Raw genomic sequence first — 13,741 nt, 5'->3', positions numbered from 1 at the left:
GTCCTCTATGTCGAATGAACAAGGAAGTTCAGTTTCGGCAGCGGGCCCATCGCTGACTTGACAGTTGTCAATTGCTTCCCACATGACTTGTCAAACCGATAGAAAAAAGCGGGTATAGCCGGGGGTAGCGTCCAACCCTTGGTCGGACAGACCGCTAACGTTTAGTGGAACCGCTAACTTCAATAGATACACGCCTGCAAAAAAGCAGAGGCATCATCATGTCAGGCCTTGCGGAAATGGGAGCAAAGCTCCAGGTCAAGTGCCTTGCGTGCTCGTTGAGCCGGCTTTGCCTGGCAGCCAGCCTCAGTGCCGACGAAGTGGCCAAGCTGGAGCGAATTGTCCGCCGTAATCGGCCGCTGAAGCGGGGTGAGTACCTGTTCAAGGCCAATGAACCCATGGAGCATGTGTATGCCTTGCGCTCCGGGGCGATCAAGAATTTTCTGCTCGATGCCGAGGGCACCGAGCGGGTGACCGGCTTTCTCCTGCCGGGGGAAATGCTCGGGCTGGACGCTATTGGTGCCAGTCATTACCGAAGCTTTGCCGTTGCCCTGGAAATCTCGCTGGTCTGCGCCATCAGGCTGGACCAACTGGTGGACCTGTCCGGCCAGATTTCAGGGCTGCGCTATCAGTTGCTGCACATGCTCAGCCTGGGGATCCAGGGCAAGGACGAGCACCTGCGCTGCTGCCATGGGCGTGCCGAACAGCGGTTGGCGATCTTCCTGCTGGGTATGTCCGCGCGTTACCAGGCGCGAGGCTTGCAGGCTGATGTGTTCAACCTGCCCATGTCCCGTGGTGATATCGCCAACTACCTGGACCTCACGCAGGAAACGGTCAGCCGACTGTTCAGCCGTTTCGTCCATGCAGGTTTCATGCTGTGCGCCGGGCGTGAGGTCAGGCTCATCGACATGCAAGGCCTGGTCAACCTGACCCGCCTGGAGGAGCCCACTTGAGCGCGGCAAGCACCCGGTCATAGCGTTGCACAGGCCAGCTTTCGGGGGAGTGCCCCACCCAGATCGGGCGTGACACATGATCTGTGCGTATCCAGATACGCTGCGCGGCTACGCCAGTTTGCCAGCACAACCGTGCCACTTGGCGCGCCACCTGTGGCGGCGCGCAACAGTACACCGTGTCCGGGCGGAAAGTGGTCAGCAAGTGCCTGGTCTGCCACCAGCCACTGCTGTAGTCACGCGACAATGGCGACAGTGCCGACAGCCAGGTTCGACAATCGTCTGGCAGCAGTTCGGCCGCAATGCCGTCATGTGACAGCTGCAATTGTAACCAGGGCAGCCAGCAGCGAATCTCATCCAGCGCACCCAACAACGGCAGCAGGCCGTCGGCGCGACTGATGGCCAGCAACCTTGTGCTTTGCAGGGGCAACGGCCAAGCGCTGCCAAGCGGCCCGGAATAGTCGAGCAGCTCCCCCGCACGGCCCACGGGCTGCGCGCTCTGGGTGCTGACGATAAATTGCCCGGCCCTGCCAGGTAGGGTCACGTAACTGCACGGCCAGCACTCGGTACGACCACTGAGCACGCAGTACTGGCCAGCCATTGCCTCGCCGCCTGGCTGGCTGCAAAGGGCCAGGCGCACGAATTGCTGGATGCCCAGGCCGGGCAATGTCTGGAGCAAGCGAACGCTGGCACCCTCCCGGTCCATGACTGCCTCGCACTGTAAGGATGACTTGCTGTAATCAGCCTAGACCGTGGGCAATCCGGCACTTTGATCAGGATCAAACCAGCGGGCGGCAGGGACTTCACGTTGTTGATAAAGGTCAAATGGGCTGCTGCCCCACGGCGCATGATCGAAGCGTCTCCCTGGGAGGCATTACTCATTCGAGGAGGTCGCCATGTCAGAAGTTGCCAAGAAAGTGCCTGTTACCCCCGCCGCCCCCCAGCCAACCAAAGCTTCGCCGCCCAGCGTCGAACCTTCGGAGCTGTGGCGGCCCTTCCAGCAATTGCGCCATCAGATCGACAGCCTGTTCGAGGATTTTGGACGGCGGCCGATGCGCATGCCGTTCAGCCACACACCGTTCGATGTCGAACCTTTCTGGCGGCGTGACCTGTTCACCCACGGCATGCCGGCCATGGACATCAGCGAGCTGGCCGAGGAGTACCGCATCAGCGCCGAGTTGCCTGGCGTGGATGCCAAGGATATCGAGATCAAGCTCGTCAATGGCAACCTGTTGATCCGGGGCGAGAAAAAGGAAGAAGTGGACGAAAAACGCAAGGAATATCACCTGTCCGAGCGCCATTACGGCAGCTTCGAACGGGTTTTCCAGCTGCCCCGTGGAGTCGACGCCGAGAAAATCGACGCCCAGTTCAACAAGGGCGTGCTGCTGGTGCACCTGCCCAAACGTGCCGAAGCCATCCATCCGGAAAAGGTGATTCCGATCAAGAGCGGTAAATGATCACCCACCCTCACTGCATCGAGGAGCAAGGAGGCTCCGCCTGTGGAGGTAGCCCATGATGTCCATTGGCAAATACTGCAAACGGGACGTGGTCACCGCATTACCCGGTATCTCCATCTATGCCGCGGCGCGCCACTGTCCGACGCATTCCGGTCGTCGATGATCTCGGTCTGCTGGTCGGAATCGCCACGGCGGACGACCTGATGGGCCTGCTGTCGGACCACCTGTACGAACTGTGACTGCTGATCCGTCAACAGAGCCGGCGGGAGGAAGATCTTCGCGGCGAAGACCTTTGAGCGCCCCGTGCGCGATTATGAAAGGAGGCTGGCATGAGTGATTTCCCCGGTACTGAAGAGCTCGAAAGCCTGGATGCCTATTGGCGGGCGGCGAACTACCTCACCGTTGGCCAGATCTATCTGCAGGGCAATGCCTTGTTGACCAGGCCCTTGACCTTGGCCGATGTCAAACCTCGGCTGCTGGGCCACTGGGGGACTTCCCCGGGGCTCAACCTCGTCTATACCCATCTGAACCGGTTGATTCGCCAGTACAGCCTCAATGTGCTGTTCGTCACGGGGCCTGGCCACGGCGGTCCTGCCCTGGTCGCTCAGGCATACCTCGACGGTACCTACACCGAGCTCAACCCATCGGTCGAGCGCAACGCACTTGGAATGACCCGGCTCTTTCGGCAGTTTTCCTGGCCTTATGGCATTGGCAGCCATGTCGGCCCCCATGTGCCTGGCTCCATTCACGAAGGGGGCGAACTGGGCTATTCGCTGGCCCATGCCTATGGTGCCGCCCTGGACAATCCGCAACTGATCGTGGCGTGCGTCATTGGTGATGGTGAGGCCGAAACCGGGCCACTGGCTGCCAGCTGGCACTGCAACAAGTTCCTCAACCCCGCCCGCGACGGCGCGGTGCTGCCCATCTTGCATCTGAACGGTTACAAGATCGCCAACCCCAGCGTGCTGTCGATGATCAGCGAGGAGGAGCTGACCAGCCTCATGTATGGCTATGGCTATGATCCGTATTTCGTCGAGGGTGACGAGCCGATGGAGGTCCATCGCGTGTTGGCCAGGACGCTGGATGTCATCTACGAGAAGATCAGCCAGATCCAGCGCCTCGCGCGGCATGCCGAAGACCCGCAGGTGGTCGACAGGCCCTTGTGGCCGGTGCTGATTCTTCGTACCCCCAAAGGGTGGACGGGGCCCAGGTACGTGGATGGGCAACGCGTAGAGGGCACCTGGCGGTCCCATCAGTTGCCGTTGGCGGACCTTGGCAAACCGCCGCACCTGATGCAGCTGCAACAATGGCTGGAAAGTTACCGTCCCCATGAGCTTTTTGACGCACAGGGTACGTTGTTGCCTGAGCTGGCCGCGCTGACCCCAACTGGCCGGCGACGCATGAGCGCGAACCCCCATGCCAACGGCGGTCTCTTATTGCGGGCCCTGGATTTGCCGCACTACGCCGATTACTGCGTGCCGATGCCGGGCCCTGGTCAGGTGCGGGCCGAGGCGACCAGAGTGCTGGGTGGTTATGTACGCGATGTCATGAAGAACAGCATTGCGTCGCAGAATTTCCGCCTGTTCGGCCCTGACGAAACGGCGTCCAACCGTCTGGATGCGGTATTTGAGGTGACCGACAAGGTGTGGCTGGATGCTCGGGCCAGCGATGATAGACACCTTTCGGCACAGGGGCGGGTCATGGAGATCCTCAGTGAGCACATCTGCGAGGGCTGGCTTGAGGGGTACCTGCTGACGGGCCGCCATGGCCTGTTTTCCTGTTACGAAGCTTTCATCCATATCGTCGATTCGATGATCAACCAACATGCCAAATGGCTCAAGACAGCTGCCGAGGTGCCTTGGCGCAAGCCGATCGCCTCATTGAATATCCTCCTGACTTCGCATGTCTGGCGGCAGGACCATAATGGTTTCTCGCACCAGGACCCGGGCTTGCTCGACCTGCTGGCAAACAAGAAGGCCAACCTTGCGCGGATCTATCTGCCACCTGACGCCAACTGCCTGTTGTCGGTGGCTGAGCATTGCCTGCGCAGCCGTGGGTACATCAATGTGATCGTTGCCGGTAAGCAGATGGAGTGGCAATGGCTCGATTGCGAAGCGGCCGCCGTGCACTGCCAATCAGGTATAGGGCGCTGGGGCTGGGCCTGCCATGATGACGAGATGCCCGAGGTGGTGCTTGCCTGCGCGGGCGATGTGCCGACACTGGAGGTACTGGCGGCGGTTACACTGCTGCAAGAGCAGGCTCCAGACGTGCGTGTGAGGGTGGTGAATGTCGTTGACCTCATGGCGCTGCAACTGTCGCAACAGCACCCTCACGGGCTGTCCGACAGCGATTTCAACGGGCTGTTTACCGAAGATCGACCGGTCATCTTTGCCTTCCACGGCTATCCGGCGCTCATCCACCGCCTCATCTACAAACGCGCCAATCCGCAACGGTTTCATGTCCGGGGATTTCGCGAAGAGGGCGCAACGACCACGCCGTTCGACATGGCAGTCATCAACAATCTGGACCGCTACCAGCTGCTGCTCGATGTGTTCGAGCGCGTGCCACGTTTGCAGCCCCAGCTCGAACAGGCCCGCGCCCGCTATTGGGCCACGATGGAGAAGCACAAGCTCTACCTCATCGAACATGGCGAAGACATGCCTGAAGTTGCGCAATGGCGCTGGACATCAGCGTCGCGTGCCTGAACCCGCCTTACTTGGCCTTCCAGTACTTCTGCATTTCCAGGAACAGGAACGAGGCGGTCCAGGTGATCAGCACCAGGCCCGTCAGCGCCTGCAGGCCGGTGAGGTACTTGAGGTGGCCAGTGGGGGCGATATCGCCGAAGCCTATGGTGGTGTAGGTGGTGAAGGAAAAATACACGCAGTCCAGGAAACTGCCGTCGAAATTGCCGCTGAGCGTACCCCAGCCTGGGGCATGGGCCATCAGGTAATAGGCCAAGGCAAAACACCACACCTCCAGGGCATGGGCCAGCAGCGCGCCGAACACGCCTGCGACGATGCGAAAGCGGCTCCAGAGCTTGAGCCGAGGTAGCCAGTCATTCAGGCGCAGCAGGCATTCGTAATGAATGATCACCACCAGGATCACCACCAGCATATTGATCAGCGTGACAAAGAGCATCGCAGGTACCCTGGCCAGGATCGGCGGTTCATTTCGTGGCATCGACCAGCACATAGGTGGCGGGCTCATTGGCTTGCGATTGCAACGCCGGGAATTCTTCGGGGGTGATGGTCTCCTTGGCCAGCAACAGACGCGCGCCTGCATCCAGGTCGTCGCGGCGCTGCTCCAGCAAAGCCCGGGCGCGGCCATAGGCTTCTTCGAGCAAGCCGCGGACAGCGAGGTCGATTTCGCGCGCGGTTTGCTCCGAGTAGTCCTTGCGCTCCTGACGCAACAGCGAGTCACCCAGATAGCCGGCTTGCTGGCGCTCAAGAACCGCCTGGCCCAGTACCGGGCTCATGCCGAAGCGGGTGACCAGCTGGCGGGCGATATCGGTGGCGCGCCCGAGGTCGTCGGCGGCCCCCGTGGAGACCTGGCCGAACACAAGGTGCTCGGCGGCGCGCCCGGCCATCAGCACGACAAGGCGGTCACGCAGCATCTGCGTGCTGATCAGGTAGCGGTCATCGGTCGGCCGTTGCAGGGTGTAGCCCAGTGAACCCGCGGCGCGGGGAATGATCGACACCTTGTGCACCGGGTCCATCGCCGGCAGGCTACTGGCGGCCAGGGCATGGCCCATTTCGTGGTACGCCACCACCTGGCGCTCGTCGCTGCGCAATACGCTGCCTTTGCGCTCGATGCCCGCCACCAGTCGCTCGACCGCAGCGGTGAAGTCCTGCAACTCGACCCACTGGCTGGATCGCCGGGTGGCAACGATGGCAGCCTCGTTGACCAGGTTGGCCAGGTCGGCGCCCGTCAGGCCCGGGGTGATCTCGGCAATCCGCTCGCAGTCCAGGTCGTTCTTGTAGATGATCTTGTGCAGGTGGACTTTCAGGATCGCCAGGCGGCCCTTGCGGTCGGGCCGGTCGATGAGAATCTGCCGGTCGAAGCGCCCGGCACGCAGCAGCGCCGGGTCCAGCACTTCCGGGCGATTGGTCGCTGCCAACAGCACCACGCCTTCCCGTGGGTCGAAGCCGTCGAGCTCGGCGAGCAACTGATTGAGGGTTTGCTCTTTCTCGTCATTGCCGCCAAAGCTGCCGACGCCGCGCATCTTGCCCAGGGCATCCAGCTCATCGATGAAGATGATGCAAGGCGCCGCTTGGCGGGCCTGGTCGAACAGGTCACGCACCCGGGCGGCACCCACGCCCACGAACATCTCCACGAACTCCGAGCCGGAAATCGAGAAAAATGGCACCGCTGCTTCCCCGGCGATGGCCTTGGCGACCAGGGTCTTGCCGGTGCCGGGTGGGCCTACCAGCAGCGTGCCCTTGGGCACATGGGCGCCAAGGCGCGCATACCACGCCTTGTTTTTCAGGAAGGACACGATCTCGGTCAGCTCGCCCTTGACGTCGTCGATACCGGCCACGTCGGCGAAAGTCACCTGGGTGTCGTGTTCGACATAGACCCGCGCACGCGACTTGCCCACCCCCATCAACCCGCCCAACCCCTGTTTCTGCCCCAGGCCATGAAACAGGAAGTACCACAGCGCCAGCATCATCAACAGCGGCATCAACGCGCCCATCACGGTCGCTACCGTGTTGTCCTCGACGACGCCAGAGAACGCGACTCCAGAGCGTCCCAGTTGCTCGCTCAGAGCCGGGTCGACGCGAACGGTGGAGAATACCGAGTGGCCATCGATCGGCTCCTGCAGCCTGCCGAGGATCCGCTCGTGCTCGATATGCAGGTCGCTGACCTTCTGCTGATCGAGTAGTTGCAGGAACTGGCTGTAAGGAATGGCTTGCACGGCCGGCTGGCTGAACAGGCCGAACTGCACGGCAGCGAGCACTGCCAGGCCAACTGCCAGGAGGTAGAGCGTCCAGGGCTTATCCTTGTTCATGGCCATCGGTCCTCGGCGCGGCGGCGCTAGGCGATCAACAGATAATCTTCGACCTTACTGACGCCCGGCACCGACCAGGCCGCACGCTCGACCACTTCTCGCTCGCGCAGCAAGTGTACCTTGCCTTCCAGCTTGACCACACCACCGTCGACCGTGACGCGGATGCCTTCGGCCTCGATTTCGGCGCTGCGCTTGAGTGCGTCCTCGATGTGGCGCTTGATATCGACCACGTCGGCCCGGGCTTTGAGGGTGATGCGGTTGTGTACGCCAACCACACCCGACAAGCGCCAGATTGCCTGTTCGATCACTTCCTTCTGGTATTGCCAATCGAGCTGGCCTTCCAGGGTCACCGTCCCTTTTTGCACGGTGACCTGGATGCCCTCCACGTTGGCGTCAGAGCTCCAGGCGATGATGCTCAGGGCACGGCTGGCAATCGTGTCGTCAGCGGTACCTTCGAGCTTGTTCAGGCGTACCTCTATCTCCTCAGCCAGGCCGCGCACGCCTTTCATGGCCTTGACCGTGCGCTCGGCACTGACTTTCTGGGCGTAGCTGTTGACGTGCCCGGAGAGGGTCACCACGCCGTTCTGCACCGTCACACCGATGCTGGCTGCATTGATATCGGGTTTGAATTCCAGCTCTTCGAGCACAAGGTCTCGTAGGTCAAGGTCGTTCATGATCGGCTCCGGTAGCAGATAGGGTAGGGGGGCGGTGCCCTGAGTCTTTGTTTCTACCCTTGTGCCCACCAGCGCGATTGATAAAGGTCAAACCGGGTGAACAGGCCGCTCGCGGTTGACAAATGTCAGGCGTGCGGCGCACGCCGCCATCGATACTTAGCGTGTCCTGGCCATGCACGAGGGTACCGACATGCGACGTTATGTGCTTTGCGGATGGGCAAGCCTGTTGCTGGTTACCGTGTCCGGCTGCACGGCGTGGCGCGCCGAGGAATACGATGCGCGCCTGGAATCAGCGGAGAACAACGCCGCCACCGCAAGGTTGCGCGCCGATCAAGTGTGTTACCGCATCGATCTGGTCGAGCAGACCGCCAACGAGGCCCTAAGGCGGGCAACCCAGGCTCAGGACGAGGTGCGGCAACTGCGCCAGCAGGCCAGACGCAAGTAGCCCGCCATGCCACGTCGATGGCTCGACCCCGCACTGCTGGTGGTCTGCACCCTGGCCCTGCTGACTGGCGGCGTGGCCTATGCGGCGCAGCGGCCTGCTTGGGCCGGGCTGGTCTGGGCAACTGGTGGCTTGGTCATGGCCGGGGTCCTGGCGGTGGAAATGTTCAGGCGCCTAGCCCGGGGAGAGGCGGGTATCGACCTGATTGCCTTGCTGTCGATCACCGCCGCCCTGGCCCTGGAGAACATGCTGGTGGCTGCGGTGGTCGCGCTGATGCTGGCCACCGGCCGAGCACTTGAAGCGTTCAGCGTGCGTCATGCCGAGCGCGAATTGCGGGCGCTGATCGACCGAGCGCCGCAACGTGCCTGGATCCAGGAGCAAGACGGGCTGCGCGAAGTTGCGGTGGATCAGGTCAGGCCAGGGCAGGCCGTGCTGGTGCGCCTGGGTGAAATCGTACCCGTGGACGGGCGCCTGCAGAGTCCCCAGGCCACCCTGGACGAGGCGGCGCTGACCGGGGAGTCGTTACCCGTCACTCGTCATTGCGGCGAGCCGGTGGCCAGCGGGGTGTGCAACGCCGGCGCGCCGATGGTGCTGGTGGCCACGCAGACTGCGGCACAAAGCACCTATGCCGGCATCGTGCGGCTGGCCGAGGCGGCACGCCAGTCACGGGCGCCCTTCGTGCGCCTGGCTGACCGCTACGCGCTGGCGTTCATCCCGCTGACGTTGCTGATCGCCGCGCTCGCCTGGTGGGCCAGTGGCGACCCGCAACGCGTGCTGGCGGTGCTGGTGGTCGCCACACCTTGCCCCCTGATATTAGCGGTGCCGATTGCCGTGCTGTCGGGCATCTCGCGAGCGGCGCGGCGTAGCATTCTGGTGCGCGATGGCGCGGTACTGGAGGCGCTCGCCGGGATCCGCCAGGTTTTTCTCGACAAGACCGGTACCTTGACCAGCGGCCATGCTCGGCTGCAATCGATCGAGCTTAACGGGGAGGGCGCGCCGCTGCAGATCTTGCAGTGGGCCGCGTCATTGGCCCAGGCATCCACCCACCCGATCGCTCGGGCTATTGTCGATGCGGCCCTCGCGCGGGGCCTGAGCCTGGCGGCGCCGCAACAGGTGCAGGAGGCGCCAGGCCAAGGGTTGGCCGGCCAGGTACAAGGCAAAGCCGTGCGCTTGGGGCTGCTGGCTTACGTGCAGCAGGGCAGGGATGCGGGCCCTTGGGCACAGGTGTGCTTGCAGCAGCTGGACTATCTGGCCAGCAGTGGCAGTTTCGTAGCCGTAGACGGTGAATTGAAAGCGATGCTGCGGCTGGCCGACGATGTGCGTCGGGAAACACCCCAGACCCTGCGCCGGCTTCGAGCCCGCGGCATCGACCAGATTGTCATGCTGACTGGCGACCGCCCCCAGACAGCGCAAATGATCGCGCTGACAGCGGGTATCGATGCGCTTCACTCTGGCCTCTCACCGCAGGACAAGGTCCGCCTGGTGCAGGAAGGTTGCCGAAAAGGTCCCACGCTGATGGTCGGGGATGGTATCAATGATGCGCCAGCACTGGCTGCCGCCGATGTCGGGGTTGCCATGGGCGCGTCCGGCGTGACTGCTTCGGCACAGTCAGCCGGCGTGGTCTTGCTGGTCGACAGGCTGGATCGTCTGATCGAAGCGCTCGACATCGCCCGGCACACCGTGCACATCGCCCGGCAAGGCGTGTGGGTGGGCATGAGCCTCTCGCTGCTGGCCATGCTGTTCGCTGCGGCCGGCTACCTGCCTGCGGTGATGGGGGCGGTACTGCAGGAAGGCATCGACCTGTTGATCATCCTCAACGCCCTTCGCGCCCTCGGCCCGGTTGCGGGCGATGGCCACAACGGGTTGCCGACCGAGAGCCTGCAACGCATGCAGGACGAGCATCGACAACTGGACGGGGTGTTGACCGACCTGAGCCAGATGGCGCGGGACTTTGCCAGCCGCCCTGCGGAGCAGGCGCGGGCCGACCTCGGGCGCCTGGTCGCCGCCCTGCATGGCTCGCTGGAGCGCCATGAGCGGGACGACGAGCAGCAGCTGTACCCCCTGTTGAGCCGCTACATGGGAGGCGAGGATCCGCTCTCGCCGCTCAGCCATACACACCGGGAAATGTTCAGGCTGATCCATTTGCTGACGCGCATGAACGAGGATTTCGCCCAGGCCGCCGCCAACCCGAGCGCCGACGAAATCCAGCACCAGCTCATACGCCTGGATACCTTGGCAAAACTGCATTTCGACCAGGAGGAGGCCTTGTACCGTTACCTTGACCAACATTGAACACCGCTGCAGGCATTTGCACGCTTGATAAAAATCAAGCGCCAAGGGCGGCGTTGACCGGATGCTGGCAGCAGCGGTCAATCACTGCCGGCCGAAAAGCCCCGTCTCGATGCAACCCGAGCGACCTGAGTGATCAGGCCGGCCCACCGTTGGAGGCCATCATGAGTCACTATCAACGGCTGTTGCTGATCATGCGTCCAATGCTGCACCAGGCGGTCGCCCTGGAGCAGGCTGTTGCACTGGCCAGATCGGCATCGGCCAGCCTGCACATCGTCGCCTTGCTCGAGTCATTGGACAAACTCTGGCTGCTGGAGTCCGGTAAGCATCAAGCGGAGCGGGAGGCTTATCGGCTTGCTCAGCATGAACAGCTGGAAGCCCAGGCAAACGCACTGCGTGCCTCCGGCGTGCAGGTGACGACCGAGGTGGCCTGGAGTAACGACCTGCAGGATGACATTCTGCAGCACGTGCTGGAGATGCAACCGGACCTGCTGCTCAAGCAGGTCGAGCATGAGCCTGCGCTCAAGCGCGCCTTCTTCACGCCGCTTGACTGGCAACTGTTGCGCCACTGCCCGGTCCCGGTCTACTTGCTCGGTGCCAGCCAGCCGGCGTTGCCGCGCCAGATCGTGGCGGCGGTGGACGTGGCCGACACCTCGCCAGAGGGGCAAGCCCGAAATGACAGCATCGTCCGGCAGGCCGGTGCTTTGGCCTTGCAGACAGGGGCGCAACTGGACCTGCTGCACGCCTGCGATCTGTCGATGGCCTACATGGGCGATATGGGGTATGCCGCCTGGGCCATCGGTGACATTGCCGAGCCCTTGCGCCAAGCGCTGGAGGATGATTTCAGGAACCTGGCCGAACGCTTCGGCGCACCACCGCAACGTTGCCATTTCGTGCTCGGACGCCCGGTCGCGGTGCTCAGCGCATACGTCGAATCACAGCCGGTGGAGGTACTGGTCCTGGGGCGGCCCATCGCACGGGGACTGGACCGTCTGTTCGGCAGTACCACCGAACATGTGCTGTACCAGGTACCTTGCAACATCCTGGTGGTGTAGGAACGTGCGGATGACTACGCCATGGGCGGGAGGCGCTCGGCGACCAGGGCGCTGGTGGCGACGATGTCCAGCCGGGCCTGGCAAGGGGCGGGCAGGCGAAAGGGCTTGATGCTGTCGGCGACCAGGATGCGTTCGAACATCCCGTTTTGGAACAGCGCCCCGCGCTGCTGAAGCTGCGGCGGCGTAGGCTATCCTGCAGCCGCACCGGGAGGTGCCCGATGAGCCCGTATCGCCGGATTTTGCTGATCATGACCAAGGCTCAAGCCAATGCCGCGCTGGACCGGGCCATGGCCCTGGCTGCGGCGTCTGGTGCTTCCCTGCACGTGCTGGGTATTCATGAACCCGGCGAACTGCGCCTGCGCCACGAGTTGCCGACACCCCCGCTGCCTTGCGTTTCATTCGTGCACTTCAGCACAGCGCTCAAGGCGCTGCTCGATGAACAGCCGGCAAGGGGGGCACGCCCAGGTTTCGAGGCCGTGGAAACCTCCGATCCCCGAGACCTGGTGCCGGCCTGCATTGCCCGCTATGCGCCTGACCTGGTGATCAAGGACTGCTCGGGCTGTTCCCTGATCGATCAGCGGGCCCGGACTTCACTTGACCAGGTACTGTTGCATGGGAGCGAGGTGCCGTTGATGTTCGTACCGGCGAATGCCCCAGCCATGCCAGCTAGCGTGCTGGTCGCGGTGGATGTATCCCACGCCTCGCCGCTCAATGACGCACTGGTGATGGCCGGTCAGCAACTGGCAACACAATGCCAGGGCCCGCTGAACCTGCTTTCGGCTTACGACCTGCCAATCGCCATGCTGGCAAATCCTGACCTCGCCGGCCCTTGGGCGGATGAGGTGCGGGAATCGCTGCAGTTGCCGTTCGATGCGTTGGCCGATGCCCACGGCATCGCCCACAACCATCGATTCTTCAGCGAAGGTGCGCCGTTGCGTGTCATCAAGTCCCATATCGCTGCGCTGGGAGCCGATGTGGTGGTGGTCGGCGCCGTGCAGGCCAGGCGTTGGGCCAAGCTGATCGGCGATACTACCGAGCGGCTTGTCAGCCATGCGCCGTGCAGCATCCTGACGATCAGGCCTGCACCTGGCAGTTGAATCAGGCGGTATCGCCTGTTCGGCCATGGCGCACCACCTCCACGCAGAATTGACCTTCGTAGGGGGGCACATGGCATTCGACGATATCCTGCGCCGCGACCTGCAGATGAATGCCGACGATATCGGCATGCACCGGTTGGTGGCAGACGTGGCGGTCGACGAGCACCGCGCTGATGATGTGGCGCGCACCCAGTTCGGCGAGGTAGGCGCAGGTGCGTAGCAGAGAGTGCCCTTCGTAGAGCACGTCATCGACCACCAGCAAGGTGGTTGCGGCAAGGTCGAGCTTGGCGAGTTCAGGGTTTTCGGTGAGTTGAGTATGGGCATGCAGGAGGCTCAGGTCGTCTGCATAACGCTTGACCTTGATCGGGTAGAGCGGCAAGGGCGCAGCACCGGTGAGTGCCTGCAGGTGCAGTTGCAAGCGCTGCGCCAGCGGCTCACCACGCCGCTGAATGCCTACCAGTGCCACTTCGGACGCAGGCAGACAGGCCATGGCCTGGCGGGCCATCGAACGCAGCACGCTGTCCAGATCGTCTTCGTCATACAGGCGGACCCTCGATGGAGCGGGGCGATTCATGGTGTTTCTCCTTTATTGGATATCACTGGGCGGGAGCCTACCCGGGCACCTTGAGGTGGGCTTGATAAAAGCCAAGTGATAGCCAGCCGAGTCCGGGCCAGGAACCTGAGTTTCAGTGCATCGCGGATTACTGCATCTACCAGACGGGCGCAGGCACCCATATCCTGCTGATGACACTGATGGGCCATGGCCGGCACG

The 13,741-nt window shown here is 62.8% G+C and carries 13 protein-coding genes; 7 read left to right on the top strand and 6 right to left on the bottom strand.

Annotation, left to right across the window (positions count from 1 at the left end; translation table 11 throughout):
• Positions 1-218 precede the first annotated feature (218 nt).
• On the top strand, positions 219-950 hold the full coding sequence (fnrB, locus tag I8746_RS06655) for a Crp/Fnr family transcriptional regulator FnrB (protein WP_121783483.1): 732 nt from the start codon (positions 219-221) through the stop codon (positions 948-950).
• Here the strand turns inward: fnrB and I8746_RS06650 are convergent.
• The gene (locus I8746_RS06650; RefSeq protein ID WP_221100359.1) at positions 919-1,653 is read right to left on the bottom strand and encodes a hypothetical protein; all 735 of its coding nucleotides are present in this window, start codon (positions 1,651-1,653) and stop codon (positions 919-921) included. The genes fnrB and I8746_RS06650 overlap by 32 nt on opposite strands.
• Before the next feature lie 190 nt (positions 1,654-1,843).
• Between I8746_RS06650 and I8746_RS06645 the strand changes: the two genes are divergently transcribed.
• On the top strand, positions 1,844-2,404 hold the full coding sequence (locus tag I8746_RS06645) for an Hsp20/alpha crystallin family protein (RefSeq protein WP_012052284.1): 561 nt from the start codon (positions 1,844-1,846) through the stop codon (positions 2,402-2,404).
• 329 nt (positions 2,405-2,733) lie between these two features.
• The gene (locus tag I8746_RS06635; protein ID WP_221100358.1) at positions 2,734-5,109 is read left to right on the top strand and encodes a phosphoketolase; all 2,376 of its coding nucleotides are present in this window, start codon (positions 2,734-2,736) and stop codon (positions 5,107-5,109) included.
• Positions 5,110-5,116: 7 nt separating this feature from the next.
• On the opposite strand, the gene I8746_RS06630 is transcribed toward I8746_RS06635, so the two are convergent.
• The 3 genes from I8746_RS06630 to I8746_RS06620 are packed head-to-tail and all read right to left on the bottom strand — an operon-like array spanning position 5,117 to position 8,086.
• Entirely contained in the window at positions 5,117-5,542 is a 426-nt protein-coding gene (locus I8746_RS06630) for a potassium channel family protein (RefSeq protein WP_088513168.1), read from the bottom strand.
• A gap of 28 nt (positions 5,543-5,570) precedes the next feature.
• Positions 5,571-7,412, bottom strand: a complete 1,842-nt coding sequence (gene ftsH, locus I8746_RS06625; RefSeq protein ID WP_221100357.1) for an ATP-dependent zinc metalloprotease FtsH — start codon at positions 7,410-7,412, stop codon at positions 5,571-5,573.
• 26 nt (positions 7,413-7,438) lie between these two features.
• Positions 7,439-8,086 (bottom strand): BON domain-containing protein, encoded by a 648-nt coding sequence (locus tag I8746_RS06620; protein ID WP_221100356.1) that lies wholly within the window; start codon positions 8,084-8,086, stop codon positions 7,439-7,441.
• A gap of 190 nt (positions 8,087-8,276) precedes the next feature.
• Between I8746_RS06620 and I8746_RS06615 the strand changes: the two genes are divergently transcribed.
• From I8746_RS06615 to I8746_RS06605, 3 genes are all read left to right on the top strand, one after another.
• Positions 8,277-8,531 carry an outer membrane lipoprotein OprI gene (locus I8746_RS06615; protein WP_221100405.1) on the top strand — a complete coding sequence of 85 codons (255 nt, stop codon included), beginning with the start codon at positions 8,277-8,279 and terminating at the stop codon, positions 8,529-8,531.
• Positions 8,532-8,537: 6 nt separating this feature from the next.
• Positions 8,538-10,820: a heavy metal translocating P-type ATPase gene (locus I8746_RS06610; RefSeq protein ID WP_221100355.1), complete on the top strand. Its 2,283-nt coding sequence runs from the start codon at positions 8,538-8,540 to the stop codon at positions 10,818-10,820.
• Positions 10,821-10,981: 161 nt separating this feature from the next.
• A complete protein-coding gene (locus I8746_RS06605) occupies positions 10,982-11,872 on the top strand; it encodes a universal stress protein (RefSeq protein WP_221100354.1) in 891 nt (296 codons plus the stop codon).
• Positions 11,873-11,886: 14 nt separating this feature from the next.
• Here I8746_RS06605 and I8746_RS06600 read toward each other — a convergent pair whose 3' ends face one another.
• On the bottom strand, positions 11,887-12,012 hold the full coding sequence (locus I8746_RS06600) for a hypothetical protein (RefSeq protein WP_014756736.1): 126 nt from the start codon (positions 12,010-12,012) through the stop codon (positions 11,887-11,889).
• 78 nt (positions 12,013-12,090) lie between these two features.
• On the opposite strand from I8746_RS06600, the gene I8746_RS06595 reads away from it, so the two are divergent.
• The gene (locus I8746_RS06595) at positions 12,091-12,969 is read left to right on the top strand and encodes a universal stress protein (protein ID WP_012052277.1); all 879 of its coding nucleotides are present in this window, start codon (positions 12,091-12,093) and stop codon (positions 12,967-12,969) included.
• A gap of 1 nt (position 12,970) precedes the next feature.
• Here I8746_RS06595 and I8746_RS06590 read toward each other — a convergent pair whose 3' ends face one another.
• Positions 12,971-13,543 (bottom strand): bifunctional pyr operon transcriptional regulator/uracil phosphoribosyltransferase, encoded by a 573-nt coding sequence (locus I8746_RS06590; RefSeq protein ID WP_012052276.1) that lies wholly within the window; start codon positions 13,541-13,543, stop codon positions 12,971-12,973.
• Between the last annotated feature and the right edge of the window lie 198 nt (positions 13,544-13,741).

The sequence above is a fragment of the Pseudomonas sp. USTB-Z genome (assembly GCF_019691255.1).
In the GTDB taxonomy this organism is placed as follows: Bacteria; Pseudomonadota; Gammaproteobacteria; order Pseudomonadales; family Pseudomonadaceae; genus Aquipseudomonas; species Aquipseudomonas alloputida.
The sequence above is the reverse complement of the archived record's forward strand: the minus strand, read 5'-3'. Positions and strand labels throughout refer to the sequence as shown.

Excerpts from the sequence above, each read along its gene's own strand:
- fnrB (WP_121783483.1), top strand. The coding sequence starts at position 219 with ATGTCAGGCCTTGCGGAAATGGGAGCAAAGCTCCAGGTCAAGTGCCTT.
- I8746_RS06650 (WP_221100359.1), bottom strand. The coding sequence starts at position 1,653 with ATGGACCGGGAGGGTGCCAGCGTTCGCTTGCTCCAGACATTGCCCGGC.
- I8746_RS06645 (WP_012052284.1), top strand. The coding sequence starts at position 1,844 with ATGTCAGAAGTTGCCAAGAAAGTGCCTGTTACCCCCGCCGCCCCCCAG.
- I8746_RS06635 (WP_221100358.1), top strand. The coding sequence starts at position 2,734 with ATGAGTGATTTCCCCGGTACTGAAGAGCTCGAAAGCCTGGATGCCTAT.
- I8746_RS06630 (WP_088513168.1), bottom strand. The coding sequence starts at position 5,542 with ATGCTCTTTGTCACGCTGATCAATATGCTGGTGGTGATCCTGGTGGTG.
- ftsH (WP_221100357.1), bottom strand. The coding sequence starts at position 7,412 with ATGAACAAGGATAAGCCCTGGACGCTCTACCTCCTGGCAGTTGGCCTG.
- I8746_RS06620 (WP_221100356.1), bottom strand. The coding sequence starts at position 8,086 with ATGAACGACCTTGACCTACGAGACCTTGTGCTCGAAGAGCTGGAATTC.
- I8746_RS06615 (WP_221100405.1), top strand. The coding sequence starts at position 8,277 with ATGCGACGTTATGTGCTTTGCGGATGGGCAAGCCTGTTGCTGGTTACC.
- I8746_RS06610 (WP_221100355.1), top strand. The coding sequence starts at position 8,538 with ATGCCACGTCGATGGCTCGACCCCGCACTGCTGGTGGTCTGCACCCTG.
- I8746_RS06605 (WP_221100354.1), top strand. The coding sequence starts at position 10,982 with ATGAGTCACTATCAACGGCTGTTGCTGATCATGCGTCCAATGCTGCAC.
- I8746_RS06600 (WP_014756736.1), bottom strand. The coding sequence starts at position 12,012 with ATGTTCGAACGCATCCTGGTCGCCGACAGCATCAAGCCCTTTCGCCTG.
- I8746_RS06595 (WP_012052277.1), top strand. The coding sequence starts at position 12,091 with ATGAGCCCGTATCGCCGGATTTTGCTGATCATGACCAAGGCTCAAGCC.
- I8746_RS06590 (WP_012052276.1), bottom strand. The coding sequence starts at position 13,543 with ATGAATCGCCCCGCTCCATCGAGGGTCCGCCTGTATGACGAAGACGAT.